23 protein-coding genes and 1 tRNA gene are annotated in these 24,361 nt (G+C 65.0%); 11 read left to right on the forward strand and 13 right to left on the reverse strand.

Features of this window, described 5'->3' with window-relative positions; genetic code table 11:
- The first annotated feature begins 2 nt into the window (after positions 1-2).
- From HYV14_07945 to dut, 5 genes are all read left to right on the forward strand, one after another.
- Complete coding sequence (locus HYV14_07945; protein MBI2385931.1) at positions 3-443, forward strand: nucleoside deaminase; 441 nt, start codon at positions 3-5, stop codon at positions 441-443.
- Between the two features lie 94 nt (positions 444-537).
- Positions 538-621, forward strand: a tRNA-Leu gene (locus HYV14_07950).
- A 65-nt stretch (positions 622-686) separates the two neighbouring features.
- Positions 687-1,328, forward strand: coding sequence for a phosphatidylserine decarboxylase (locus tag HYV14_07955; GenBank protein ID MBI2385932.1), 642 nt, complete (start codon positions 687-689; stop codon positions 1,326-1,328).
- Positions 1,310-2,122 (forward strand): CDP-diacylglycerol--serine O-phosphatidyltransferase, encoded by an 813-nt coding sequence (pssA, locus tag HYV14_07960; protein MBI2385933.1) that lies wholly within the window; start codon positions 1,310-1,312, stop codon positions 2,120-2,122. Before HYV14_07955 ends, pssA begins: the two co-directional genes overlap by 19 nt.
- Before the next feature lie 29 nt (positions 2,123-2,151).
- Positions 2,152-2,559, forward strand: a complete 408-nt coding sequence (dut, locus tag HYV14_07965; GenBank protein ID MBI2385934.1) for a dUTP diphosphatase — start codon at positions 2,152-2,154, stop codon at positions 2,557-2,559.
- 50 nt (positions 2,560-2,609) lie between these two features.
- On the opposite strand, the gene HYV14_07970 is transcribed toward dut, so the two are convergent.
- From HYV14_07970 to HYV14_08030, 13 genes are all read right to left on the reverse strand, one after another.
- The gene (locus HYV14_07970) at positions 2,610-3,290 is read right to left on the reverse strand and encodes an LssY C-terminal domain-containing protein (GenBank protein ID MBI2385935.1); all 681 of its coding nucleotides are present in this window, start codon (positions 3,288-3,290) and stop codon (positions 2,610-2,612) included.
- A 1-nt stretch (position 3,291) separates the two neighbouring features.
- On the reverse strand, positions 3,292-4,803 hold the full coding sequence (gene metG / locus HYV14_07975) for a methionine--tRNA ligase (GenBank protein MBI2385936.1): 1,512 nt from the start codon (positions 4,801-4,803) through the stop codon (positions 3,292-3,294).
- A gap of 4 nt (positions 4,804-4,807) precedes the next feature.
- A complete protein-coding gene (locus HYV14_07980) occupies positions 4,808-5,755 on the reverse strand; it encodes a DNA polymerase III subunit (protein ID MBI2385937.1) in 948 nt (315 codons plus the stop codon).
- The gene (gene tmk, locus HYV14_07985; GenBank protein ID MBI2385938.1) at positions 5,752-6,369 is read right to left on the reverse strand and encodes a dTMP kinase; all 618 of its coding nucleotides are present in this window, start codon (positions 6,367-6,369) and stop codon (positions 5,752-5,754) included. The genes HYV14_07980 and tmk overlap by 4 nt, the downstream gene beginning before the upstream one ends.
- A gap of 27 nt (positions 6,370-6,396) precedes the next feature.
- Complete coding sequence (locus HYV14_07990; protein ID MBI2385939.1) at positions 6,397-7,632, reverse strand: hypothetical protein; 1,236 nt, start codon at positions 7,630-7,632, stop codon at positions 6,397-6,399.
- A gap of 95 nt (positions 7,633-7,727) precedes the next feature.
- Entirely contained in the window at positions 7,728-8,225 is a 498-nt protein-coding gene (locus tag HYV14_07995; GenBank protein MBI2385940.1) for a prepilin-type N-terminal cleavage/methylation domain-containing protein, read from the reverse strand.
- Positions 8,222-10,813, reverse strand: a complete 2,592-nt coding sequence (locus HYV14_08000) for a carboxypeptidase regulatory-like domain-containing protein (GenBank protein ID MBI2385941.1) — start codon at positions 10,811-10,813, stop codon at positions 8,222-8,224. Before HYV14_08000 ends, HYV14_07995 begins: the two co-directional genes overlap by 4 nt.
- 463 nt (positions 10,814-11,276) lie before the next feature.
- A complete protein-coding gene (locus tag HYV14_08005; protein ID MBI2385942.1) occupies positions 11,277-12,167 on the reverse strand; it encodes a PorV/PorQ family protein in 891 nt (296 codons plus the stop codon).
- Between the two features lie 5 nt (positions 12,168-12,172).
- Positions 12,173-13,171: a T9SS type A sorting domain-containing protein gene (locus HYV14_08010; GenBank protein ID MBI2385943.1), complete on the reverse strand. Its 999-nt coding sequence runs from the start codon at positions 13,169-13,171 to the stop codon at positions 12,173-12,175.
- Positions 13,168-14,043, reverse strand: a complete 876-nt coding sequence (locus HYV14_08015) for a hypothetical protein (GenBank protein ID MBI2385944.1) — start codon at positions 14,041-14,043, stop codon at positions 13,168-13,170. Before HYV14_08015 ends, HYV14_08010 begins: the two co-directional genes overlap by 4 nt.
- Positions 14,030-15,691 carry a hypothetical protein gene (locus HYV14_08020; GenBank protein MBI2385945.1) on the reverse strand — a complete coding sequence of 554 codons (1,662 nt, stop codon included), beginning with the start codon at positions 15,689-15,691 and terminating at the stop codon, positions 14,030-14,032. The genes HYV14_08015 and HYV14_08020 overlap by 14 nt, the downstream gene beginning before the upstream one ends.
- 341 nt (positions 15,692-16,032) lie before the next feature.
- Complete coding sequence (locus tag HYV14_08025) at positions 16,033-18,519, reverse strand: adenosylcobalamin-dependent ribonucleoside-diphosphate reductase (protein MBI2385946.1); 2,487 nt, start codon at positions 18,517-18,519, stop codon at positions 16,033-16,035.
- 50 nt (positions 18,520-18,569) lie between these two features.
- Positions 18,570-19,181 carry a metallo cofactor biosynthesis protein gene (locus HYV14_08030; GenBank protein MBI2385947.1) on the reverse strand — a complete coding sequence of 204 codons (612 nt, stop codon included), beginning with the start codon at positions 19,179-19,181 and terminating at the stop codon, positions 18,570-18,572.
- Between the two features lie 113 nt (positions 19,182-19,294).
- Here HYV14_08030 and rplU point away from each other — a divergent pair, with 113 nt between their 5' ends.
- The 6 genes from rplU (at position 19,295) to HYV14_08060 (ending at position 24,352) form a co-directional block, all read left to right on the forward strand.
- Complete coding sequence (gene rplU / locus HYV14_08035; GenBank protein MBI2385948.1) at positions 19,295-19,606, forward strand: 50S ribosomal protein L21; 312 nt, start codon at positions 19,295-19,297, stop codon at positions 19,604-19,606.
- 6 nt (positions 19,607-19,612) lie between these two features.
- On the forward strand, positions 19,613-19,909 hold the full coding sequence (gene rpmA / locus HYV14_08040) for a 50S ribosomal protein L27 (protein MBI2385949.1): 297 nt from the start codon (positions 19,613-19,615) through the stop codon (positions 19,907-19,909).
- A 79-nt stretch (positions 19,910-19,988) separates the two neighbouring features.
- Positions 19,989-21,311: a GTPase ObgE gene (obgE, locus tag HYV14_08045; protein MBI2385950.1), complete on the forward strand. Its 1,323-nt coding sequence runs from the start codon at positions 19,989-19,991 to the stop codon at positions 21,309-21,311.
- On the forward strand, positions 21,311-22,198 hold the full coding sequence (hpnC, locus tag HYV14_08050) for a squalene synthase HpnC (GenBank protein ID MBI2385951.1): 888 nt from the start codon (positions 21,311-21,313) through the stop codon (positions 22,196-22,198). The genes obgE and hpnC overlap by 1 nt, the downstream gene beginning before the upstream one ends.
- Positions 22,195-23,037 (forward strand): squalene/phytoene synthase family protein, encoded by an 843-nt coding sequence (locus HYV14_08055; protein ID MBI2385952.1) that lies wholly within the window; start codon positions 22,195-22,197, stop codon positions 23,035-23,037. Before hpnC ends, HYV14_08055 begins: the two co-directional genes overlap by 4 nt.
- Positions 23,027-24,352, forward strand: coding sequence for an FAD-dependent oxidoreductase (locus HYV14_08060; protein MBI2385953.1), 1,326 nt, complete (start codon positions 23,027-23,029; stop codon positions 24,350-24,352). Before HYV14_08055 ends, HYV14_08060 begins: the two co-directional genes overlap by 11 nt.
- The last annotated feature ends 9 nt before the right edge of the window (positions 24,353-24,361 follow it).

The following is a 24,361-nucleotide window of genomic DNA, read 5'->3' on the forward strand; positions in this document are numbered from 1 at the left end:
GCATGAACGACCGGGAACTGGTGCGCGAGGCGTATCTCGAGGCGAAGAAGGGCTACGACGAGGGCGGCCTGCCGATCGGCTCGGTGCTCGTCGACGCGAGAGGCAAGATCGTCGCGCGCGGGCACAACATGCGCGTGCAGACCGGCGACCCGACCGCCCACGCCGAGGTCGTCTGCCTGCGCAACGCCGGCCGCCGCCGCGACTGGCCGGAGCTGACCTTGGTGTCCTCGCTGAGCCCGTGCGTCATGTGCACCGGGACGGCCTTGCTGTACCGCATCCCGCGCGTGGTCGTGGGCGAGAACAAGAACTTCCTCGGCGCCGAGGATCTGTTCGCGGCGCGGGGCGTGACTTTGACCGTGCTCCAGGACCCGGACTGCGTGGCCCTGATGGAGCGCTTCGTCCGCGAGAAGCCCGACCTCTGGAACGAAGACATCGGGTTGTAGAGGCGGCCGCCCTGCCGACCGACGACTGTTTCCGGAAACAGTTGAACGGATTGTAAGACGGGAGGGCGGGGAACTTAATGCTAAAATCAACCCAGGCGGCGTGCTGAAATTGGTATCCAGAGCAGACTTAAAATCTGCCGCCCGCAAGGGCATGTGGGTTCGAGTCCCACCGCCGCCAAGATTCTGGTGGACGAAAGTTCGAGGACTGCCGCGCGGCGCAGCGTGGAAGTAAAAATCTAACCGATGAAAATCGCTTCTCAGGCGTGGCAGTTCGTGGTCCCGGCCGTCGCGGCCGGCTCCGTGGGCCTGTGGCTCATGGGGCGCCCGTCGACCGTCCTCCCCGGCGCCCTGCTCGCCGTCCTCTCCTTCGGCTTCGCCGGGTTCACGCTTTACTTCTTCCGCGACCCCGAGCGCGCCCTTCCGGCCGACGGGCGCATCTACTCGCCGGGCGACGGGGTCGTGCTCTCCGTCGGACGCGAGGGCCCCGGGGACGTGATGACCTGCCGGATATTCCTGTCCGTCTTCGACGTCCACATCCAGCGCGCGCCGTGCGCGGGCCGCGTGACGAAGGTGGCCGAGGTCCCGGGCTCCTTCGCCGCCGCGATGAAGGACGCCGCGCGCGGCAACTACCGCGTGGTCATGACCATCGAGCCTCCCGGCCGGGGCCTTCTCGTCGTGGAGCAGATCTCCGGCCTCATCGCGCGGCGCATCGAGTGCTGGCGCAAGCCCGGCGACACGGTGGCGGCGGGGGAGAAATACGGCATCATCTATTTCGGTTCACAAGCAGCAGTGCATTTCCCAAATGGCTCGAAGTGCACCGTCAAGGCCGGCGACCGCGTCGCCGGCGGCCTGACCCCCATCGGAGAATGGACAAGCAACTCTTAAAGCGCGGCGGAGCGGTCCTCGCCCCGTCCCTGTTCACCCTGGGCAACATGGCCTGCGGCTTCTACGCCCTGCTCTCCTCCGTGCGCGGGGAGTTCGTCTCCTCGGCGACGGCGATCATCGCGGGCATGCTCTTCGACGCGCTCGACGGCCGCGTCGCCCGTCTCGTGCACGGCGAGTCCGAGTTCGGCGTCGAGTTCGACTCGATGGCCGACTTCCTGACCTTCGGCGTGGCCCCCGCGCACATGATGTACGCCTTCATTCTGAAAGACTACGGCGCCTGGGGCTACCCGATCGCCTTCCTGTACGCGCTGTGCGGCGGGCTGCGCCTGGCGCGCTTCAACGCGATGGCTCACCTGGGCCAGGGCTCGAAGACGCACTTCACCGGGCTCGCGATCCCGGCGGGCGCGGGCTTCCTGGCGAGCTTCGTCCTTCTGTACCAGGTCATCGAGGAAGGCCGCCCGGCCGGCACCTGGAAGTTCCTCATGGACCACATCCCGGCCCTGTACGGGCTGGCGCCGGCGATGACCGTCGTCATGGCCCTCCTGATGGTCTCGACGATCCCGTACCCGGCGTTCAAGCAGCCCGGCGTGATGCGCCCGAAGACGATGACGCGGATCATCGCCCTGCTCGGCCTGGGCCTTCTGCTCTTCTACTACCCGCTGATGATCCTGTTCTTCGTCTTCTTCTTCTACGCCCTGCTCGGGCCGGTGTCCTGGCTCGCGCGCGCGGCCGGGCGGCTGGTGGGCTGGAAGCCGCCGCACCACGACCACGACAACTACGGAGAGCACCTGTGACCGCCAAACCCGTCCACGGAATACTCGCGATGCGCCGCCTCGAGCCGGCCGCCACCTTGCCGACCCGGGCGCACGCCGACGACGCGGGCCTCGACCTGTACGCCCTCGAGGACGCGGAGCTGGCTCCCGGGCAGGGCAAGGTCGTGCACACGGGCGTGGCGATGGCCATCCCGGCGGGCCACGTCGGCCTCGTCTGCGACCGCTCGTCGATGGCGAAGAAGGGGCTGAAGACCGCCGGCGGCGTGATCGACGCGGGCTACCGCGGCGAGGTGGGCGTCATGCTCTGGAACATCTCGACGCAGGTCCACGCGCTCAAGAAAGGCGAGCGCATCGCGCAGCTCCTCGTGATCCCCATCGCGACCCCGGCCCCCGTCGACTCCGACGACCTGGGCGAGACGGCGCGCGGCGTCGGCGGCTTCGGCTCGACCGGCAAGTGAGTGTTTCCGGAAACAGTCCGGCGAACTCTCGCCGGCGCGAGTTCCGGCGTCTAGCGGAGCTCGACCAGGGCGGCCTTCCCGTCGGTGTGGAACTTGTAGCCCTTGTCGTTGGCGCCCTCGCGCGGGATGGCGGGATGCGCGACGAGCGCGGCGCGCTCCAGGAGAGGCGAATCCTTGAGCGACGCGGCGATGAAGTCCCGCTCGGCGTCGAGGTCCGGGTCGCGGACGTGCGAGAGGTCGTGCCAGCGGATGCTGAGGTCGTAGTCGCCCGCGCCCCACCAGATCGCGCGGCCGCGCGGGTCGCGCAGCCCGGTGTCCCAGACCCGGAAATGATGGCGCGCCGACAGGAACTTCGTCGCGATCGCCCAGTTCATGTCCTGGCGCCGGCCGTCCAACCAGTACTCGTTCATCGGCGGCGTCGACGCGACCGTCCTTCCCGTCAGCAGCTCCGCCGCGCCGCAGGCGATCGAGGCGCGGATCGTGCCGGGCACCTCGGTCCAGCCCGCGCGGGACAGCGCCTCGCGCAGGCTTGCCGCGCTCCCCACGAAGACGAGGTTCAGCGGGTTGCCGGGGCGGCCGAAGCGGCCCTTGTTCATCCCGGACAGGCCCGCGACGGCCTCGTCGAGCGGGGCGGTCCGGACCGGAAGGGGAGCCTGCGGCGCCTCGGGCAGGACGCGGTCGAGGCTCAGCGCCAGGAAGAGGACGGGCAGCGCGAGGACCAGCCGCCTCATCTCAGACCTTGCGCGGGAACAGGATCGGGCCTTTCTGGATCAAGCCGGTCCCCAGGGTCTTGCCCGCGAGGATGTCCTCGGCCGTCAGCGCGTCCGGGAACACCCGCACGCCGAGCTGCATGTGGATCTTGGCCGCGGTGTGGGGCATGAACGGGTCGAGCCAGCCGGAGACGAGGCGCAGCGACCAGACCAGGTCGAAGAGGACGGCCTCGCACTCCTTCATGTCGCTCTTGGCGAGCTTCCAGGGGGACTTCTCGTTGACGCGCGCGTTGAGGCTGCGGATCACGTCCCAGATCGAGTCGAGGGCGCCGTTGAAGTCGAGCGCCTCCATCCTCTCCGATATCTCGGGCGTGCGCTTGGCCACCGTGGTCGTGTAGAAGTCCTCCCCGAGCGGCGGCTTCGTCGGCAGCCGGCCGCCGAGGAACTTATCCACCATCTCGGCCACGCGCGAGACGAGGTTGCCGAGGTCGTTGGCGAGCTCGGCGTTGTAGCGCTTGGTCAGCGAGGCCTTCGAGAAGTCGCCGTCGTTGCCGAAGGGCATCTCTCGCAGGAGGAAGTAGCGCAGGGCGTCGACGCCGAACTCGGAGGTGATGTCGTAGGGGGAGATGAAGTTGCCGAGGGACTTCGACATCTTTTGGCCCTCGACCGTCCACCAGCCGTGCGCGAACACCTTCTTGGGAAGGGGCAGGCCCGCGGCCATCAGGATCGCGGGCCAGATCACGCCGTGGAACCGGAAGATCTCCTTCCCCACGATATGAACGTCGGCGGGCCACAGATCCGCCTTCCCGTCCGCGGCCGACCAGTAGTTGATCAGCGCGTCGAACCAGACGTAGATGGTGTGGTCGGGATCGCCGGGGACGGGGATGCCCCATTTCACCTTAGTGCGCGAGACCGAGATGTCCTCGAGGCCGGCCTCGACGAAGCGGTGCAGCTCCGCGGCGCGGTGCGCGGGCGCCAGGAAGCCGGGGTCCGCCTGGTAATGCGCGAGGAGCCGGTCCTGGTACTTCGAGAGCTTGAAGAAGTAGGTCTCCTCGGAGAGCTTCTGCAGCGGCTTGCCCGAGTCCGGGCCGAGCAGGACGCCGCCGGGTCCCTTCACCGCGTCGGATTCCTTCACGAACGACTCGCTGACGACGTCGTAGAGCCCTTCGTACTTGCCCTTGTAGATGTCGCCGTTCTTCAGCAGGAGCGCGAACAGCTCCTGGACCTTGTCCTCGTGGCGCTTCTCCGTCGTGCGGATGTAGTCGTCGACGTGGATGTCGAGGTGCTTCCAGAGGTCCCGGAACTTCGCCGAGGTCATGTCGCAGAAGTCCATCACGTGCTTGCCCGCGGCCTTGGCCGCGTCCTCGATCTTCTGGCCGTGCTCGTCGGTGCCCGTGAGCAGGAACGCGGAGCGCCCGCGGCCGCGGATGTGCCGGGCCAGGACGTCGGCGGCGATCGTCGTGTACGCGTGGCCGATGTGCGGCGCCGCGTTGATGTAATAGATCGGGGTCGTGATGTAGTAGCGCTTCGTCATGGGGTCACCGTGAGGCCTCGGCTTCCAGGGAAGCCAGTGTGAGGATCAACTTCGGGTCGGCGTTGGCGCGCAGGGCCGCGCGCAGGCGGGAGAGCTCCCGGAGGGGGCCCTCCACCTTTGAGAAAGGGGATTCTCCATCGAGGTGCCGGCGGCGCAGCTCCTGGCCGAGGGAGTACAGCGCGCGCTCCACCTTCACGCGCGCCGCGGCGAGGTCCTTGGGCAGCCCGTCGGAGGCGGTCACGGCGGCCAGCGGCCCGCCGCCGGCGGCGAAGCCGCCGCGCAGGCCGTCGTCGTCGGCGAGCTCGAGGGCGCGGCCGGCGGAGCCGTCCGACAGCGCGGCCAGGCGCTTGGCCGACCTCGGGTCGATGCCGCGTCCCGTCAGGATCTTCTCCAGGACGGGCTCCGGCAGGGGGCCGAAGGGTACGGTGAAGCAGCGCGAGGAGATCGTGCGGGGCAGGCGCTCGCGCTGGGTCGCGCCCAGTATCCACAGGGTCTTGGGCTGGGGCTCCTCGAGTATCTTGAGCATCGCGTTGGCCGCGGCCTCGTTGAGACGCTGCGCGTCGGGGATCACCGCGATCTTCCAGCCGTCGAGCATGGACTTGAAGCTCAGGTCCTTGAGCAGGTGGCGGATCGTGTCCACCTTCCAGATCTTCTGCTTCTCCGGCTCCTCTTCCTCGAGCGACGCCTGGTAGGCCGCGTCGACGATGACGGCGTCCGGGTGCACGCGGCCGTCCACGCCCCGGCAGTCGGCGCATTCGCCGCAGGACGCCTCGCCGGTGAACGGGCGCGCGCGGCACAGCAGGGCCTTGGCGAACTCGATCGCGGCGAGCGACTTGCCGACGCCCTCGGGTCCGACGAACAGCATCGCGGCCGGCAGGCGCTCGGAGGCCAGCAGCCCCTCGAGGGTCTTCACGGCGCGGCGCTGGCCGAGGACCTTGTCGAGGCGCATCATAATTTCTTCTCGACCAAGGCGACGATCTTCGCATGAAGCGCGTCGGCCGGCAGCCTTCCGTTGAGTATGACCGCGCGGCGATCGGCCTTGGCGGCTTTCAGATACCCTTTTCGGACTCTTCGGCGGAACTCGGCGCTCTCGCTTTCGAGCCGGTCGAGCTCGCGCTGAAGATCGCGCGCGTCGAACTCCTCGACGGGAATATCCAGGAGGATCGTCAAGTCCGGCTTCAATCCGCCGGTGGCGATCTTGTTCAACGCCGACGTTTTATCGAGCCCCAGGCCGCGGGCTTCGCCTTGGTAGGCGTCCGTCGACATCGTGAAGCGCTCCGACACGACGGTCGTGCCTTTCGCCAAAGCCGGCCGGATCTTTTCCTGAGTGTGCTGCGCCCTCGAGGCTTCGTACAGGAAGAGTTCCGCGAGCGGGTCGATCGTGAGGGCCGGATCGAGCAGCACCTTGCGGATGCCTTCGGCGACGCCCGTGCCGCCCGGTTCGCGGGTGTGCACGACGTCGTGACCCTTGGCCCTCAACGAATCCACTAATCGTCTTGCCTGTGTGGACTTCCCGGATTTGTCGGGGCCTTCGAAGACGATGAACAGGCCTTTCGTGCGCTTCACGGCGGCTATTCTATCATTCGGGCGGGACTAAAGGCCCGACGGCCAGCCGCGGACCTCGCTCTGCCAAGAGGTGCGGGTCAGGCTCACGTTCGTGGTGATGACGTTGGCCGTCGCCTCGCCGTTGTAGTAGAAGTCGACCGGCGAGGACGCCGACAGGGTCGAGGTCCCGATGGCGTACAGCACCCCGTAGACGTCGCTGTTGCCGCCGCCGCCGCCGCCGTTGTTGAAGTTGCCGCCGACGTAGAGGAAGCCGTTGACCGAGATCTTGCTGGAGGTGAGGGGGGTCACCGTGGCCTCATAGGGGGAGTTCAAGCCGGGGAAATCCGCGGGCTCGGTCGAGTCGTTGCCGTAGGCCACATAGGTGGACCAGGCGTTGCAGTACTGCTTCCAGGCCGTTTTCGGCATGGTCATGGCGACCGTGCCTTTGCCCCAGACGCCGTTGGGAAGGTTGACGTTGCCCATGACGATCAAAGTGCCCGTGTGGAACATGCCCGGAGACTTGATCGTCAGGTCGCCCTCGATGAAGATGGTCTTGCCCGCGGTCGTATCGTCCCATTGGGTGACGTTCCCCGGGTAGTAGCAGCTGCCCGCCGGAACTGCGGTGTTCGCGCCCGCGTGCGTCGGGCAGCCCGCGGTGGCGGCCGCCGAGGAGCGGTAGAAGTCGAAGTCGAGGGACGGAGTGCTGGGAAGGCTCGTCTGGAAGGCGTGCCACTGGCAGCAGCCGGGCGAGTCGCAGTTGGGCGGGTTTGCGGTGGTGTCCTTGCCGATGATCTGGCTGGCCGACCAGTACTGGGGATAGCTGCGGTTGGTCGCGTCGATGTTGCTCGGGCTCATGACCGCGCCCCAATGCACGTTGCTGCCGCCCGAGATCTTCACGCCTTGGCCGGCGAAGATCGCCGTGTCGCCGAGGACGGCGTTGGTGTAGACGACGCGCAGCGCCCGCGTCTCCCGGCCGTATCTGTCTCGGCCGACGGTGATGACCGTCGCCTGCTGGGTGCCGGGCCCGCTCGTGATGCTGATCGCGTAGGTGCCGCCGGCGATGTCCTGGTATTTCTTATCGAAGGCGTAGTTCGGCTGCGCGTTCCCGTTCTGGATGGAGACCCAAGTGGTCGTGGACAGGGAGATGTAGAGGTAGGCTTTCTCGACGCCGGCCTCGGCCAGGTGGAAGGCGACGGTGTTGTGGGACTGCTTGCTCGCGAAGACCGTCTCGCGCTGTATCCAGAGCACGATGGCCGGCACCATGATGGCCAGGATCACGAGCATGGCGACCGCGCCGGGGAGGATCTGGCCCCTTTCCTGACGGAATATGGAAGGGGCACTTCCTCGCGTATCGCTCGGTCGGCCGCTTAGTTTTATCATTAGTTCATGACCCGGATCTTCTGAATGGTCAGCTCGAGGACCTTTCGGCGGCCGAGCTGGATGTTCTTGCCCATCGTGATCGAGACCGAGACGATGGAGACGTCGTCGGTGTGCGGATAGGTGAAGGCGATGTAGATGAGATTGCTGCTCACCACCGAGTTGGCGGTGCCGATGACCTGGATGAGCTTGCTTCCCTCCTGGCGGAACTCCATGTAGCGGCCGTCGACGTGGCGGAAACGGATGCGGGAGAACGGTCCCTGGCCCGCGGGCGTATCCATGACCACCGTCGTCGCGACGGCCTGGCGCATGTAGCGGTTGACGGTGTCGAGCGTGGTGCGCGCGTCGCGCTGTATCTCGTAGCGGGCGCTCGTCATCAGGAAGAAGTTCTGCATCTGGATCAGCATCGTCGGCACCACGGTCGCGAGGATGCCGATGATGGCGACGACCATCATCAGCTCCGTGAGGGTATAACCGAGCCGGCTCTTGAGCTTCCTCATGGGATCGCCACGTTCTTGGTCGTCGTCGCGCTCGGGCTGACGATGATGCCGCTGTAGGTCTTCGTCGTGATCGTCACGCCCGTGCCGGAGATGACGGGGACGTAGGCCGAGAGGTAATAGGTGGAGCCGCCGCGCACGGGCAGGATGTAGGTGCCGTCGGCCTTGCTCGACACCATGTACATCGGCACCTGCGCGGGCGCCGACGAGCCGACGATGGCCGCGGGCGTGCTGAGAATCGTGTTGGTCGACGCCAGCAGCAACGCCCCGGAGGTGACCAGGCCGGAGGCGTCGGAGACCGTGCCCTCGATGCTGCCGAAGGCCCCATTGACGGTGAAGGTGCCGACGAACACGCTGCCCGTCGAGCTCACGGGCGCCGACAGCGAGTTCGGCATCACGTCCTGGCCCGATTCGAGCACCGGGTAGACGGTGTAGGTGCCCGTCGAGACGTTGCGGATCGTGAAATTGCCGCCGGTGTCGGTTACGCCGGAGCCGGCCTGAAGGCCGGCGTCGTCGACCGCGGTGATCGCCTGATAGGCCAGCGGGGTCGTGCCCGTGGTGACGTAGCCCGTGATGCGCCCGCCGAAATTCAAGGTGAAATTCTGAGTCGTCACGGCCCCCTCGGCGACCACGGGCGCCTCGATGCCCTGGACGTAGGACGGCTCCAGGTTGTTGGGGTTGGCGATGACGGTCACCGTGCCGGTCGAAACGGCCATGAAGTACGCGCCGTTGGAGCCAGTGATCTTCGAGGCCCCTCCGCCCTGCACGGTGATGCCGTTGATCGGCTGCCCGGAGGGATTGGTGATGGTGCCTTTTACGAAGCCGGAGGATGTGGCGCTCGTCAGCTGCACGTGATGGAGGCCGGCCACGGGCCAAGCGGGCGTGGTGGCCGCGTGGGGCACGGCGATATAGGCGTTCTGGGTGACCGTCACCGTGTCGATGAAGGCGGCGTAGTTCCCATATGCGGCGGAAACGGTCCAGGTCCCGGTCGAGACGCCCCCGAGCACGAACCGCGCGTAGGGCAGGCTCAGCGCCCCGCTCGTGACGTAAGCGGTATAGGTCAGCGCCGAGCCCGAGTTCGGGTCGCTGGCGGACACGTAGCCGCCGCTCGCGACCTTCCCGGTGAACGTCGTGAAGGCGCCGGAGGCCGTGCTTCTGGGGGGGTAGACGAGCCCGTCGAACACGGCGGAAGGATACAGGAAGTCTTTCGAGTTGTCGTCGGAGTCGTAGGCCGCCCCGTAGGCCAGCATGCCCGCCGCGCTGACTCCGGGGCTGGACACCCGCACGATTTGGTTGCCCGCCTGAAGGCCGTCGCGAGCCGGCAGCGTCGTAAAATTGGGGATCGAGGTTCCCTCGCAAATCCCCGGATCCCCGCAGGCGAGGTTGTTGTCGTCGTCCCAGCCCACGGTGTCGTAGGCGGCGTTGTCCGAGAAGCGCCGCAGGCGCACGGCGCCCGCGCGGTTGTTGTCGAGGAAATCGGGGGTGGTCGGCGCGCTGTCGCAGCCGGCGGCGGTGCCGAAGCAGGCGTCGGCTTGGATTTCCGCATTGTTGATCATGAAGGCCGACGCGCTGGCCAGCAGGTAGTAGTGGTTCGCGGGCACATATGTGGTCATGAAGACGAAATTGAATTGGGCATGGGTCTTATCCTGTCCCGCCGCCTCGCTGTCGTAGTCGAGGCGGATCTGGGGGGCGCCCGTCGTCCCGATGTTGATCGGGTAAGTCGTGGGATTGAACAGCTCGATGTACTCGACCGGCCGGACGATGTCTCCCGCAGCCCAGGTCGCGGTCTCCACGACGACCTGGCTGATGACTAGGCCGGAGTTGTACCAGACGGTGCCCTCGATGTAGCCGGTCGCCACGGAGATCAACGTGAGATCGGCCGTGGCCGTCCCGCCCCGGTTGGCGATGACCGAGCCGGTGACCCCGTCGTTGAAGCCGGTCGAGGAGGCCCTGATGGTATAGGTCCCGTGGTAGACGGAGAAGAAATAGACTCCCGCGGAATTCGACATCGCGCCCCAGTTCTCATTCTGCTCGGCCACGACGACGGCGCTTGCCACGGTGCCGCCGGCGGAGTTGAAGACCGTTCCCGTAATCGTCGAGTCGAGCGGGTTGACGTTCGGGTTCTCGAGGAGATTTCGCAAAGTCCAGGACTTCTTGTTTCCCGCCTCGGTCCATACGATGCTCACCGTGATCTGCTTGAGGCCGGTGTCAGGGTAGGTGAAGGCCACGTCGGTGATGTCGCTGCCGGACATCTCGGCCATGCCAACGTAGGTGTAGCGCGTGAAGTTGATGCCGCCGATGGAGATGATCTCCGGAGGGTAGTTGACCGTGTCGTAGACGATGTCGGGCTCGGTGGTTGTGTCGGTCGCCGTCGCCGTCGTGATCTGAAGGGCGTAGTAGCTGAGATTCTTGAGGGATTCGATTCGCTCCTGGCCCAGGTTGGTGGCCAGCGAGGTCGCGCGCGAGACGAAGGTCGAGCGCGCGATGTACTTGAAAGCGCCGAAAAGACCCAAAACGCCCACGGACAGGATGGCCGTGGCCACCATCAATTCGGTCAAGGTGCCGCCTTGCCGCGGGTTTCGTTGGAGCATGTGCCCACGAAGTATAGGTGGTTGCCGCGGACAAATCAAGGAAACTTCTCCGCAATTAGGGAAGCGACCTGGGTCACGCTCCGGGGCTCGACGAACGGCGCGCCGAATCCTATCCTATTGATCATGACCCCGAACCCCGACCCGCCTTCTTCCTTTGTCGGCCTCCTGAAGGCTTATCCTTGGCTGGCGGCGCTTCTCGCGTTCAGCTTGATCGTCACTCTATGGGCGGCCACGCGTCGAGCACCGCCTGCGCCCGAGTCCGTCCCCCCGATCGTGGAGCCGGTCATCGAGATTCCCTTGCCCGTCCCCGAAGTGGGCGCGGGGGACGGGGGCGCGCCCTCCGGAGACGAGACTGCGCCGCCTTCGCCGGCAGCGGGACACCGGCGCGAGGGCGGGACTTTCGTGCCCGATTCCAACAGGCCGCTGCCCGGCAGGGATAGCTAGAGCGGCGGGCTCGTAATCCCTACCAGCGAATAGCTAGGGTGAACCTGTGCGAGCGCCCAAGCTCGCCCGATGGAAGCACGGCATAGTCGAGGCCCCACTTTTCGTTTCGAAAACCCAGACCCATCGTCAGGCCGCGTGCCGCGTCGAAACCCGAGCCACCGGTGATCGCCGTCCGAGTCGTATAGCCCGCGCGCAGGTAAATATTCTTGACGACCTGGTATTCGCCGCCGAGGGCGGCGTCCGTCCCCGCGCCTCGCGGACCGCTGACGATCTCGGCCGCCGCCGCGTGACCGCCCTCGAACTTATAGGCCGTACCAACGGCCAGCCTCAGCGGAAGATCGTTGCGCTGATCCTCAAATTTGAGGCCGGGGCCGAGGTTTCGAAGCGCCGCGCCGACAGCGAGCCTTCCAAACTCGCGCCCGGCACCGACGTCAGCGGCAACCGTTTGCGCCTCGGTTGAGCCGATGTGGCTGCGAATGTATTTGACGCTCGCGCCGATTTGGGCAAAATCCAACTTGCGGGCATACGCCGCGCTCACGGCTGCGTCCGAGGCGTTAAAGTTGGACGTCGGCCGTCCTAGGCTGTCGCGCCCGTCGATCTTGCCTTGGCTGAGATAGGTGAGGCCTGCCGCGAAGGTTCCCTGGCTCGTCGGATGAGCGTAAGCGAGGAAGTCGAATCGTGTGCTCTCGAACATCGCAGCGTGATTTGCCGTGAATTCGCGTTTTTCGAGTCTAGACAATCTGGCCGGGTTCCAGTAGAGAGCATTCGCGTCGTCCGCCAGTGCCGTATACGCTCCGCCCATGCCGAGGCCGCGCGCGCCCGTGCCGATATCGAGGAAAGACGCAGTCTCACCGCCGAGGGCAGAGCTTGCCAGGAACACGGGCAGTCCGACGGCCAATAGTCGTCTCATGTCCCTCAGCGTATCACCGCTACTTTCTTGGCCACCTTGATGTCGGATTCCCCGTTCCTAGTGGCCGTCATGACATAGGTATAGACTCCGCTGCCGACGTCGCTCGTATCCCACGTCATATCGGAGGTCGGTTGAGCGCCCTTGCCGTTGCCGTCGTCTAGGATCGCGGCGCTGGTTGCGCTCATCTCATGGATTCTGCGGCCCGCCAAATCGTAGATCTTCACCGATACGGAGTCCGCGTTGCCGACCTGGACGCGGATCGTGACCGTTCGACCGCGCGCAGGATTGGGGAAGGCGTAGATGTCAACTAGTCCGTAGGCTCCCGTCGCCAGCACTCCGATACCGCCGGAACCCATCGCCTGGTATAGAGAAAAGTGGGCGCTCTGCGCCCGGACCAGATGCGCCGACTCGTCCACGGTCGACGGCAACGGTTCCCAGGCCTGTGTGGCTTCGTTCCAGTAATGAATCTTGATATCTCGTGCATTCAGATTTTTCGCGCGGACGACGGCGGGATCGTAAGCAAGCGCGATTTGGACTGGAACCCGAAAGCTCGTGCCGTGTGGGCCGAATTCGACGCTTTCAGAGACGGCCGAGAGCTTAAATTCCGCGCGTCTGCGGGCAGTCGGCGAGGCCGGCGTCTCCGGTATCGTCTCGACCGTGATTATCGCGTCCTCGCGCAGGGCGCCCTTCGGGAGACTGACGCCCGTGCCGTCGGTCAGGCGCACCGCCGCCGGGGTCTCGGACACGGCGAAGGCCGCTGCCTTTCCCGCGTTAAAACTCGCGGGCTTGACGGTTTCCGCCGTCGACACCGCGAAGGGGTCTCCTCCGCTTGGAGACGGTTCGTTTAATTCGAGCGCCCGGCTGTATCGCAGCATCTCTTCGCGCATGCGCAGCTTCCATGACGCTGAGGTGTTGGGAGAACTGTATATCTCGTACATGCGGTCCAATACGTCGGCTTGTGCGGGAGACGTGCAGAGAAAAATGAAAACAAGGATTTTGTTCATGATCCCAACTTCCCGACGATGAAGTCCACGTTGAGCTTCAGCAGTAAGAAGGCGCTCCCGTTGACATGTTTGTCGCGTTCGGCCTGCAACTCTTTGACGAAGGCGTTCAATTGGTTCACCGCGGTTTTGTTCTGGCCGCGTGCGATGGAGACCTTGGCGGCATCTAGCTTTGCGTCCAGGCTCTTTACGATGCCCTCGGAGCCGTGACCAAAAAACCAGCCGAGGGAGACGGATTGGTGCATAAATGCGATCAGGCGGTCGATCAGCGATGTCGGATCGATGAGATCGGGGACTGGCTCCGGGCCTAAGGTCACGCCTGAGGTGGTGTCGTTGAAAAAATCCGTCAGCTCAGTGAGGGCATCGGCCTCCTCTTGATCTCCGGGCTCAGCCTCCGGTACCACGGTGGCACTGTTGCTCTCGATGAAATAGCGCTTTATTCCAGGAACGCTTTGAGCCGTGATTTTGAAGCCTGATAAGGTTGCGCCAGGTTGAATTTGAGATGATTCCACGCCATAAAGCCATCCGCCCACGACGATGTTCGAAGCGAGCATGCGGTTTTTATCTTGAATGCAACAGTCGAATGAATCCCAGGTGGTTGGCCCGGTCGTAGTTGCTGAGGAAACAGGCACATCGATTTGAATCTTAAACGAAGTTATCGCGCGTTCGCTGCTCGTGCTATTTTTTACGTCATAGATATACTCGAGGTGCCCGTTGATCGGGCTGATGAGAACAGTAACGGTTGCTGTAGCTTTGTTATGGGGTTCATAGCCGATCTCAGCAGCCGTAAGTGCAGAACTTATTGAAACACAGGCAATCAAAAGCCATGCCGCGATGAGGAATCGGACAGACAGAGAAGCTTTAGAAGCGCACATGCCAATGACTCCCTTCTACATGGATTCGACTTCCGCCCCGAGACAGAATAATATCGCGCAATTTCTGCTGTTGCTTTTGCGTCAAGGCGCCGGGACTGAGATTCGTGCTGACCTGGAAATCGGCCGCAGTTCCATCTCGGTGCTCGCAGTGTCCGGTGGAATTGCAACGCTTCCTATCCGCGGGGAACTGATCCACGATATCGGCCGTCCAGTTCCCTCCGACATCAAAACCTCCGCCCAGCTGTAGGCTCATGTCGTTGATCTCAAGCATGCGTGTCGCCCCGGCGAATGCGAGCCATTCAGCGGCAATGGCGGCTATCGCGGTGTTGGTCGCTGCGGTTCCAAAATGATTTTGATCCGGGCTTACGCAGCCAGGGGGAGCATCTGGACCGTGGTGCTGACAGGTGCCCCCGTCCTTGGTATAAGTGGCGGCAGCCGGCAGAGGCATTAACCCCGGCACTCTGACCTCGAGTACCGCCGAAGTCGAGACGTTCGGCGTATCCGTCAGGTGAACCTTGATCGTTTCCTGTCCGCCAAACGCGCTGGCGGTATAAGTCGCGGTCAGTTTGCCGTCAGGGCCCGTCCGCCCATGCGGCGCGGTCGAAAGCTGGATGCTGCTCCCTGAGAATGTCCCCACGGGCCTGCCACCGCTGTGATCGTGCCCGCCCGAATTTACCACCGGCTCCGCGATGAAGGTCACATCCCTATCGGCGATAGGAATGCCCTGCGAGTTTTTCAGCGACACCCGGACTTGAGTCTTGGCGCCGGGCTTCACGCTCGAGGGCTCCAAGGCGACTGAAAGGGTGTCCGTTGCCCGGCCATAACGGTCGAGGTAGACACGGCGCCGGCCTGAGACTATGAAGCTACCAGCCAAGTAAAGAGCGGAATTGCTGACGCGGGCGAAGTCGGCGTCGTCTTTGCCCGCGTCTGTCACTATCGGTGTGGTCCATGCGGCGACACCAGACGCGTCGAATTTCTGAACTTGACGTGAACCTAGGCCTCCATAGGTCTCAGCTTCTGGCCCGACTCCGATCAGCCTGCCCGGTGGCGCCGGACGTTGAGTACCGAACGTCGGGGCGACTCGCATATACGTGGGCGGGGAAGGAGGAAAGGTTGGAATGGCGGGACTTATAATGCCGTACATGTCTCCGAGCGATTGTGATTGCGTCGTACTGAGGATGCCGGCCGATGGCAGCAACTCTTCGACTCTGTTCAAAAGTCCTGGGTCATACCGCAAGAATAGCCAGCGGAAGGGAACGAATTCGAAGTTGCCCTGCTCTCGAATCGGAACGCTCACTTTACCGGTCGGCGAGACATGAATTGCTCCAACCACCCCAATGGTCGAAAAATTGTCTCGCCTGCGATAGACGTCGCGAGGGCCTTCAGCCAAGTTTAAGTCGAATTGCACAACCAATCCTGCGGTTTCGAAATCGGTGTCAGTAAAGTCCATGGTGGCGTAAAGGATTCCTCGGCCGGCATCGAGCGCGAGACCATTGGCTATGATGGATGCACCAGGATTCGACGACGCAGGACGTGCCTCTTGAAGGCGGACGCCTTCGGGTGAATACTTGACTATGACGATCTCACCGAAAATTGTCGTGAAATCCGTATAGATGCGGTAGGCGTTACCGTTCGAGTCGACGGCCAAGCCTCCTTGGAAACCGGCTGAATACGGTGGAAACGGCTCGTAGACGATCCAGGAAAGGGTCCCGTCCGGCCCTACTCGGCTGAGAAACGGCCCCCCGTTGGTCACCCCGGCGATATAGGCGGCACCCGACGGCAATACTTGAAGGTCGGTGAGCCCGCCGCCGGTCGGAGAAAACTCATACGTGGTTTGCCTCTGCCGTGTAGGGGGCGGTTCGGTCGCTTGTGAAATGCTGCTTTGGAAGGCGAGAAGGAGGACCGCCGAAGCGATGGTTGAACGCATGGTAATGGTGGGTCGGGGCAGTATAGTCCCCAATACCAGGAATTACAAGGGCTGTCTCGCGCTCAAGAACACTCGGAGTGGCCGCAGTCGTGGCAGGTCACGCCGGAGCAGCCCGATTCGTGCGAGACGTTGCGCGAGAAGCATTTCGGGCAATGCTCCGAGACCGCCGTCTCGGCGGCGGGCTCGACGGGGACTCCGCCGTCGATCCAGCCGGTCTTCTTGAGATGGGCGCGCAGGGCGATGGCGAGCGCGTGGGGGATGGAGTCCACGCGGTTGGGCCCCAGGCCGATCGGGCGGTCGCCCTTCACCGAGTTGAGGTGCTTGAGCAGGCGCAGCGGATCTCCGCCCTCCGCCAGGTATTTCGAGATCAGGATGCCCACGAGCGAGGTCAGCCCCGCGATCTCGGTGCCGAGCGGGGGGATGTTGGTGAACAACTGGAAAGGCCCCTTCTCGTCGTAGTTGATGTGCACGTGCAGCGGCCCGTAGCCGGTGCGGAGCTGGTAGTACTCGGCGTCGAGGCCGAGCGAGGCCTCCGGCGTGCGGCGCTTCCCTTTTGACGGGGTGGAGGAAAGGTTGAGCACCTGCTGGGCCTTCGAGCCGTCGCGGTACACGGTGATGCCCTTGCAGCCGAGCTCGTAGGACAGGAGATAGGCGCCGCGGACGTCGTCGGCCGTCGCCTCCTCGGGCAGGTTGATCGTTTTGGAGACGCCGTTGTCGGTGTGGCGCTGGAAGGCGGCCTGCATGCGGACGTGGGTCTCGACGGAAACGTCGTGGGCGGTGGCGAAGAGTTTTTGAACGGAATCGGGGATCTCGGGAAGGCCGGCCAACGACTTGTGATTCGAGTCGATGGCCCGCATCAAGCTCTTCTCGTCCTTGCCGAACCACTTGTTCTTCTCGGCGTATTCTTTGAACAGCGGATTGACCTCGAAAAAGACGTCTTTGTCGTCCGGTTGTTTGCCGTGCTTCAACAGCTCGAGGGCTTTGGCGTTGTATCTCGTATACGCGATCGCGAAGAACGGCTCGATGCCCCCGCCCTGCAGTCCCGCGGCGATGGCGATGGTCCCCGTCGGCGCGATGGTCGTGCGCGCGCAGTGGCGGGGATGCCGCTTCTCGCCCCGGAAATGCTCCGACTCCGGATCGTAGGCCGAGTCCGTCCAGTTGGGGAAGACCCCGCGCTCGCGGGCGATCCTCTCGGAGGCCTCGAGCGCGGCGCCGTTGATGAACGACATGACCTTGTCGCCGAGCTTGAGCGCCTCGGGGTCCCCGTACGCGACGCCGCTCTTGACCAAGGCCTCGGCCCAGCCCATCACGCCCAGGCCGATGCGGCGGTTGCCCTTGGCGAGCCGCTCGATCTCCGGCAGCGGGTAGTCGTTGACCTCGATGACGTCCTCGAGGAAGCGGATCGCGAGGGCGACCGTCTCCTTCAGGCGCGGGAAGTCCCAGCGTCCCGCGCCGGTCTCGCCGGTCACGAACGCGCCGAGGTTGAGCGAGCCCAGGTTGCACGGCTCCCACGGCAGCAGCGGCTGCTCGCCGCACGGATTGGTGCTCTCGATCTGGCCGAGCGCCGGCGTCGTGTTGGAGCCCGAGGCGTTGATGCGGTCGAGGACGACGTAGCCCGGGTCGCCCGTCTTCCACGCGAGGTCGACCATCGCGTCGAAGACCTCCTTGGCGCGCAGCTTGCCGTCCGGCTTGCCCGAGCGCGGGTTGATCAGGTCGTACTCGGCGTCGGCCAGGACCGCGCGCATGAAGGCGGCGTCCACGCCGACGGAGATGTTGAAGTTCTCCATGACGCCCGGCTGGGTCTTCATCTTGATGAAGTCCATGATCTCCGGGTGATCGTAGCGGAGGATCGCCATGTTGGCGCCGCGGCGCGTGCCGCCCTGCTTGACGACGTCGGTCATCGTGTCGAACAGCTTCATGAAGGACAGCGCGCCCGACGCCACGCCCTGCGTCTTCTTGACCGGATCGCCCTTCGGGCGCAGCGAGGAGAAGGAGAAGCCGGTGCCGCCGCCCGATTTCTGGATCATCGACTGCGCGGCGAGCGACTTGGTGATGCCCTCCATCGAGTCGGGCACGGGCAGGACGTAGCAGGCGGAGAGCTGCTGCAGCTCGCGGCCGGCGTTCATCAAGGTCGGGGAGTTCGGCAGGAAGTCCCAACCCGCCATCAGGCCGTAGAATCTGGCCGCCCACTCCTCGCGCAGGGCCTTGGCCTCGGGGTGCTTGGCGCAGGCCTTTTCCAGGTTGGCCAGCAGGCGCGAGAAGTTGGCCTGCCGCGCGTCGTTGTCGGGCAGGCCCTGGTGGAAGAGGATCATGCGCCCGGCGGCGGCGCCGTCGACGGCGGGGACCAGGACGACCTTGCGCTCGACTCCGACGAAGACGCCCCAAGACTCGGCCTTGGGATGGCTGAGCACCTCTCCGAGGGCGACGTTGCGGGCGACGCCCATCAGCCACGCCTCGGCCGACGGGGAGTCGCGCAGGTACTTGTCCTTGATGACCTTGTGCTGGTTGGCGGTCAGGTGGATCTTGCCGGCGGCGCGGGTTTTAGCCATGGGGGACCTTCCTCTTAGAGTGTAACAGCGGCCCGGCCGCGCGTCCAGGGTCAGGCGAGGATCGGGCGGGCGGTGAAATCGGCGCCGATCGACTCGGCGTAGAGCTCCAGGGGCTTGAGGTCCACCTCAGGGAGCTCGACGGCGGTGACGCGCGTGCGGATCCCCGCCTTGACGCAGTTGGCGGCGAATCGCCGCGAAGCGGCGAACCCGGCGTCGCGGTACGCCGGGGCGGGGCGCAGCAGCTCGACCCACTGCTTCGGGTCGGCGGTGTTGAGGCTGACGGCGACCTCGTCGAGATACCCGGCCAGCTCCGGGGTGATGTCCCGGCCCCAGATCAGGTCGCCCAGGCCGACGGTGTTCAGACGGCGCCTCACCTTCGGGTAATGGGTCTTGAGGTAGAGGCCGACCTTGTTCATCTCCTCCAGGCGGTAAGTGGACTCGCCGAAGCCGCAGAACACGACCTCCCGCCAGTCCCCGCCCGCGCCCAGCTTGGCCTCGAGCGCGTTGATCAGCGCCGCCGCCGTGGGCTCGGGCCCTTTGATGCGGAGGTCGTTGCCCTCGAACAGGTAGTCCCAGGGGACCTTGACGCAGAAGCCGCAGGAGACCGGGCAGCGGTTGGTCAGGTTGAGATAGAGCGCGCGGTCCTTCTCATATAGGATCATGACGGCCTGTGCTGTAGCAACGATACGGCTAGGGCGTCCGGCGTCCGCTGAGAATCGCCTTGTCACTCGTCGGGGATTTTGTTATGATGTACGCCTACCTCAACAGGAGTCCTATGTACGCGATCATCGAGACGGGCGGAAAACAACTTTGGGTCATTCCCGGCGAGACCGTCAAGGTCGAGAAGCTGGAGGCCAAGGAAGGCGACAAGCTGACGTTCGACGCGCTTTGGGCCGTCGGCGACGCTCCGGAAGGCCAGGAGCCGAAGTCCACGCGCAGCGCGAAGGTCACGGCGACCGTCGTCAAGCAGGGCCGGGGCCAGAAGATCATCGTCTTCAAGAAGCGCACCAAGAAGGCTTACAAGAAGACCCAGGGTCACCGGCAGTGGCTCACGTCGATCAAGATCGAGAGCATCTCTCTTAATTAAAAAACTATGGCTTCAACAAAAGCACAGGGCTCATCCAACAACGGCCGTGATTCCCACGGTCAACGCCTCGGCGTCAAGCGCTACGGCGGAGAAGTCGTCAAGGCCGGCATGGTCATCATGCGCCAGCGCGGCACCAAGATCCTTCCCGGCCTCAACGTCGGCCGCGGCAAGGACGACACGCTGTTCGCGAAGATCAACGGCGTCGTGACCTTCGAGTGGGCGTACAAGGACAAGAAGCGCGCGTCCGTGTACCCCGCAGTCGCGAAGGCCGCTCCGGCGAAGCTCGCGAAAGCCGCCAAGTAGATCAACCCGGCGCGCTCACGCGCGCCGACGACGGCCGCCGGCAATACCGGCGGCCGTTTTGCTTCCAGAGACACCTCCCATGAACTTCATCGATAAAGTCAAAGTCTACGTCGCCGCGGGCGACGGCGGCGACGGCTGCCTCTCGTTCAAGCACGAGAAGTACATGGAGTGGGGCGGACCCAACGGCGGCGACGGCGGCCGCGGCGGCGACGTCTGGTTCACGGCGGCGTCCCGCCTGACCACTCTGATGGACCTGCACTTCCGCCCGCACGTGACGGCGGGCCGCGGCGGCCACGGCAAGGGCTCCCATAAGCACGGGCACAAGGGCGACGACGTCGAGATCCCCGTTCCCGTCGGCACGCTCATCTACCGCGACGGCATGCTCGTCGCCGACCTGCACGAGGAAGGGCAGCGCTGGCGCGCCGGAGAGGGCGGCCGCGGCGGCCGCGGCAACTGGTCCTTCAAGACCCGCCTCAACAACGCGCCCCGCTTGGCCGAAAAGGGCGGTCCCGGCGAGAAGGTCACGCTCGACATGGAGCTCAAGCTCCTCGCCGACGTCGGCCTCGTCGGCTATCCTAACGCCGGCAAGTCGAGCTTCGTCTCGCGCGTCTCCAACGCCCGCCCGAAGATCGCCAACTACCCGTTCACCACCTTGTCGCCGAACCTCGGCGTCGCCTACCACAAGCACGTCAGCTTCGTCGTGGCCGATCTGCCGGGCCTGATAGAGGGCGCGGCCGACGGCAAGGGCCTCGGCGTCAAGTTCCTCAAGCACACCGAGCGCTGCCGCCTGCTGATCCACCTCATCGACCCCGCCGGCTATATGGGCGAGGACCCGGAGGCCGGGATCAAGACCATCGAGAAGGAGCTCAAGAAGTTCAGCCCCAAGCTCGCGACCAAGCAGAAGCTCCTCGTGCTCAACAAGACCGACCTTCCCGAGAGCGCGGAGATCCTTAAGGCCCTCAAAAGGAAGCACAAGGGGATATTGGCGATCTCCGTGGCCACCGGCGACGGCGTGGACGCCCTCCTCGACAAGGTCATCGCCGAGCTCGCCAAGCACGACGGCCCCATCCATTTCGCGGAGAAGACCGTCGACGACTCGATCCACAAGGTCGAGCAGGGCTTCACCGTCGAGAACCAGGGCGGAGGAAGCTTCATCCTTCGCGGCAAGTTCGTCGAGCGGGCGTCGGCGATGCTCGACGTCAGCCTGCCCGAGGCGATCAACCGCTACCAGCACACGCTCAAGCGCATCGGCGTGGACCGCGCCCTCAAGAAGGCGGGGGTGCAGAACGGCGACCGCGTCCGCTGCGGGGAGTTCGAGTTCGAGTGGTCCAACGCCCCGCTCAAGCGCATCACGGCCAAGCGCGGCGACGGCCGCACGCGCATCGGCATAGGCAAGAAGTGATGGCGGACACGCTCAGGGCCTACGAGGCGAAGCTCTCGGATCCGAACGACGTCTCCGGGTCTTACCGCTTCTGCCAGAACCTGGCGGATTCGCACTACGAGAACTTCCCGGTCGCGTCGCTGCTGCTGCCCAAGCGCCTGCGCAAGCACGTCGCGGCGCTGTACGCCTTCGCGCGCATCGCCGACGACATGTCCGACGAGCCGGAGTACGAGGGCCGCCGGCGCGAGTGCCTGCTGAACTGGCGCTCGATGCTGGCCGACGTCGGCAAGCGCCCGTCGACGCATCCGGTGTTCGTCGCGCTCGGCCAGACCATCAAGGAGCTCGAGCTGCCCAAGGAGCCGTTCGACGACCTCCTCTCCGCCTTCCTCCAGGACACGGAGAAAAGCCGCTACGCGACGTACGACGAAGTGATCGACTACTGCCGCCGTTCGGCCAATCCCGTCGGGCGCATCGTCCTGATGATCCACGGCTACAAGGATCCGGAGCTCTTCCGCTACTCGGACGCGATCTGCACCGGCCTGCAGTTGGCCAATTTCTGGCAGGACGTCTCCGTCGATCTCAAGAAGGACCGCGTCTACATCCCCGACGAGGACTTCAAGGCCCACGGCTACTCCGAGGCCGACCTGCGCATGGGCGTCTACAACGAACGCTTCAAGAACCTGATGAAGTTCCAGGTGACCCGCACGCGCGCGCTGTTCGAGCAAGGCCGGCCGCTGCCGGCCTTGCTGCATTGGCCGCTCTCCCTCGAGATCCGCCTGACCTGGTACGGCGGCATGCAGATCCTCAAGCTGATCCACAAGCTCGACTTCGACACCATCCGGACGCGTCCGACCCTGAAGAAACGGGAATGGATCCCTCTGGTCGCGCGCGCCCTCATCGGCACATGACCTCCGCGCCGGCCCCCGCCGAGAAGAAGTCGAACTTCTTCCTGGGCTTCCTGCTCCTCCCGAAGCCCAAGCGCGAGGCGTTGTCCGCCGTCTACGCCTATTGCCGCCTCATCGACGACATCGTCGACGAACCGGGGACTCCGAAGGACGAGGCCCGCCGCCAGCTTGAGTTCTGGCGCGAGGAGATCGAGCGGCTCTATCAAGGCGCGCCGACTCACGCGGTGTCCCGGGCGCTTCTCAAGCCGATCGCCGACTACAAGATCCCCAAGGAGCCGTTCCTCGAGATGATCCGCGGCTGCGCGATGGACCTCGACGGGACCCGCTACGAGACGATCGCCGACCTCGAGAGCTACATGCGCGGCGTCGCCTCCTCGGTCGGGATCATGTGCGTGCACATCTTCGGCTGGACGTACACCCCGAAGGAGCGCATGTACGAGTTCGCGACGACGTTCGGCTACGCCTTCCAGCTGACCAACATCATCCGCGACGTCGGCGCCGACCTCGAGATCGGCCGCGTCTACCTGCCGTTGTCCGAGATCCGCGACGCGGGCTATTCCGTCGATAGGCTCGTTCTTCGAGATCACGGCCCCGCGTTCGACCGTCTCATGGAAGGGCAGTACAAGCGGGCGAAAGCCTACTACGCCCGCGCGCGCAACCTCGTCGATTTCCGCGACCGCCTGGGCCTGCTGCCGGCCGAGGTCATGGCCCACGTCTACGAGGGCCTGCTCGACGAGATCAAGGCGCGGGAGTTCCGCGTGCTCTTCTCCAAGACCAGCCTGCCGGGCTGGCGGAAGGCGGCCCTCGCCTTCCGCGCCTGGCTTTTCTGCCATGGGATCTGAGAAGAACGACGTCATCGTCCTCGGCGGAGGCTTCGCCGGATTGTCGTGCGCGGTCGCCCTCGCGGCGAAGGGCAGGAAGGTGCTCGTTCTCGACAAGAAGCCGCATCTCGGCGGGCGCGCCTACTCTTTCAACGAGAACGGCCTCGACATCGACAACGGCCAGCATCTGTTCATGGGCTGCTACTTCGCCACGCGCAAGTTCCTGAAGACGATCGGGACCGAAGCCAAGCTCGACATCTACGAGGACGTCGTGGTGGATTATGCCGAGGCGGGCGGCCGGCGCGACCGCCTGTCCTGCCCGTCGTGGCTCCCGGCGCCGCTGCACCTGGCCGCCGGACTCATAGGCCTCAAGGGCGTGTCTCTCGGGGAGAAAACGGCGCTGCTCGCGTTCGACCGCGCGCTCAAGGCCATGAAGACCGGCCCGATCCCGGACGCCGTCGAGAAGATGACGGTCCGGGCGTGGCTGACCTCGCTCGGTCTTTCGTCCAATTTCCAGACCCGGTTCTTCGATCCCGCCGCCATCGGCATCCTCAACGACGCGCCCGAGGTCGCCTCCGCGGCGGGCTTCATCCAGGCCCTGCGCACGATGTTCTTCACCGGCCGCGAGTCCTCCCGCTTCGCCTTGGCGAAGACCAGCCTCTCCGAGCTGTACACCGACGCCGCCCGCGACTACGTCGAGGCCCGCGGCGGCCGCGTGATCTCGAACGCGAAGGCGGCGAGTCTCATCGAGGAAGGCGGCCGTGTGCGCGGGATCAAGACCGACATGGACTCCCGCTTCGAGGCAAGCCATGTCGTTTCGACTTTGCCGCCGTGGGATCTGAAAAAGCTGGGCCTTCCCGCCGCGCTGCGCGGCCCTTGGGAGACTTTGGCCCCCGCGCCCATCGTCGGCGCGACGCTCAAGCTCGACCGCCCGGTGATGACCGAGCGGTTCCTGGGCATGCTTCACACCGAGACCCACTGGGTGTTCAACAAGACCTTGATCCACGGAACGAAGGAAGCGGGCCAGACGGTGGCCGTGGTGATCTCCGGCGCGCACAAGCAGATCGGGTATTCGCCCGAGAAGATCATGGCCGCGGCGACCCGCGACTTGGCCGCGTGCCTGCCCGAGTTCCCGAAAGCGAAGATCCTGGCGAGCAAGGTCGTCAAGGAGCCCTTCGCGACGCTGTCCCCGGCCCCCGGTTCCGAGGCCAAACGCCCCGACCCCGGGACCGGCATGCCCGGCTTCTCGTTCGCCGGGGACTGGACGCGCACCGGTTTCCCCGCGACGATCGAGTCCGCGTGCCTGTCCGGCCAGGTCGCGGCGGAGCGGCTTTAACTGTTTCCG

The organism is Elusimicrobiota bacterium, assembly GCA_016182905.1.
Taxonomy (GTDB): domain Bacteria; phylum Elusimicrobiota; class Elusimicrobia; order UBA1565; family UBA9628; genus GWA2-66-18.

What these genes read in the sequence shown, in the direction of transcription:
- hpnC (MBI2385951.1), top strand. Translation starts at nt 21,311, where the DNA reads ATGGCGGACACGCTCAGGGCCTACGAGGCGAAGCTCTCGGATCCGAAC.
- HYV14_08000 (MBI2385941.1), bottom strand. Translation starts at nt 10,813, where the DNA reads ATGCTCCAACGAAACCCGCGGCAAGGCGGCACCTTGACCGAATTGATG.
- HYV14_08060 (MBI2385953.1), top strand. Translation starts at nt 23,027, where the DNA reads ATGGGATCTGAGAAGAACGACGTCATCGTCCTCGGCGGAGGCTTCGCC.
- HYV14_08025 (MBI2385946.1), bottom strand. Translation starts at nt 18,519, where the DNA reads ATGGCTAAAACCCGCGCCGCCGGCAAGATCCACCTGACCGCCAACCAG.
- obgE (MBI2385950.1), top strand. Translation starts at nt 19,989, where the DNA reads ATGAACTTCATCGATAAAGTCAAAGTCTACGTCGCCGCGGGCGACGGC.
- metG (MBI2385936.1), bottom strand. Translation starts at nt 4,803, where the DNA reads ATGACGAAGCGCTACTACATCACGACCCCGATCTATTACATCAACGCG.
- HYV14_07990 (MBI2385939.1), bottom strand. Translation starts at nt 7,632, where the DNA reads ATGCTCGTGATCCTGGCCATCATGGTGCCGGCCATCGTGCTCTGGATA.
- rplU (MBI2385948.1), top strand. Translation starts at nt 19,295, where the DNA reads ATGTACGCGATCATCGAGACGGGCGGAAAACAACTTTGGGTCATTCCC.
- HYV14_07970 (MBI2385935.1), bottom strand. Translation starts at nt 3,290, where the DNA reads ATGAGGCGGCTGGTCCTCGCGCTGCCCGTCCTCTTCCTGGCGCTGAGC.
- rpmA (MBI2385949.1), top strand. Translation starts at nt 19,613, where the DNA reads ATGGCTTCAACAAAAGCACAGGGCTCATCCAACAACGGCCGTGATTCC.
- dut (MBI2385934.1), top strand. Translation starts at nt 2,152, where the DNA reads ATGCGCCGCCTCGAGCCGGCCGCCACCTTGCCGACCCGGGCGCACGCC.
- HYV14_08010 (MBI2385943.1), bottom strand. Translation starts at nt 13,171, where the DNA reads ATGAACAAAATCCTTGTTTTCATTTTTCTCTGCACGTCTCCCGCACAA.
- HYV14_07955 (MBI2385932.1), top strand. Translation starts at nt 687, where the DNA reads ATGAAAATCGCTTCTCAGGCGTGGCAGTTCGTGGTCCCGGCCGTCGCG.
- HYV14_07945 (MBI2385931.1), top strand. Translation starts at nt 3, where the DNA reads ATGAACGACCGGGAACTGGTGCGCGAGGCGTATCTCGAGGCGAAGAAG.
- HYV14_08005 (MBI2385942.1), bottom strand. Translation starts at nt 12,167, where the DNA reads ATGAGACGACTATTGGCCGTCGGACTGCCCGTGTTCCTGGCAAGCTCT.
- HYV14_07980 (MBI2385937.1), bottom strand. Translation starts at nt 5,755, where the DNA reads ATGATGCGCCTCGACAAGGTCCTCGGCCAGCGCCGCGCCGTGAAGACC.
- HYV14_08015 (MBI2385944.1), bottom strand. Translation starts at nt 14,043, where the DNA reads ATGTGCGCTTCTAAAGCTTCTCTGTCTGTCCGATTCCTCATCGCGGCA.
- pssA (MBI2385933.1), top strand. Translation starts at nt 1,310, where the DNA reads ATGGACAAGCAACTCTTAAAGCGCGGCGGAGCGGTCCTCGCCCCGTCC.
- HYV14_08030 (MBI2385947.1), bottom strand. Translation starts at nt 19,181, where the DNA reads ATGATCCTATATGAGAAGGACCGCGCGCTCTATCTCAACCTGACCAAC.
- HYV14_07995 (MBI2385940.1), bottom strand. Translation starts at nt 8,225, where the DNA reads ATGAGGAAGCTCAAGAGCCGGCTCGGTTATACCCTCACGGAGCTGATG.
- HYV14_08055 (MBI2385952.1), top strand. Translation starts at nt 22,195, where the DNA reads ATGACCTCCGCGCCGGCCCCCGCCGAGAAGAAGTCGAACTTCTTCCTG.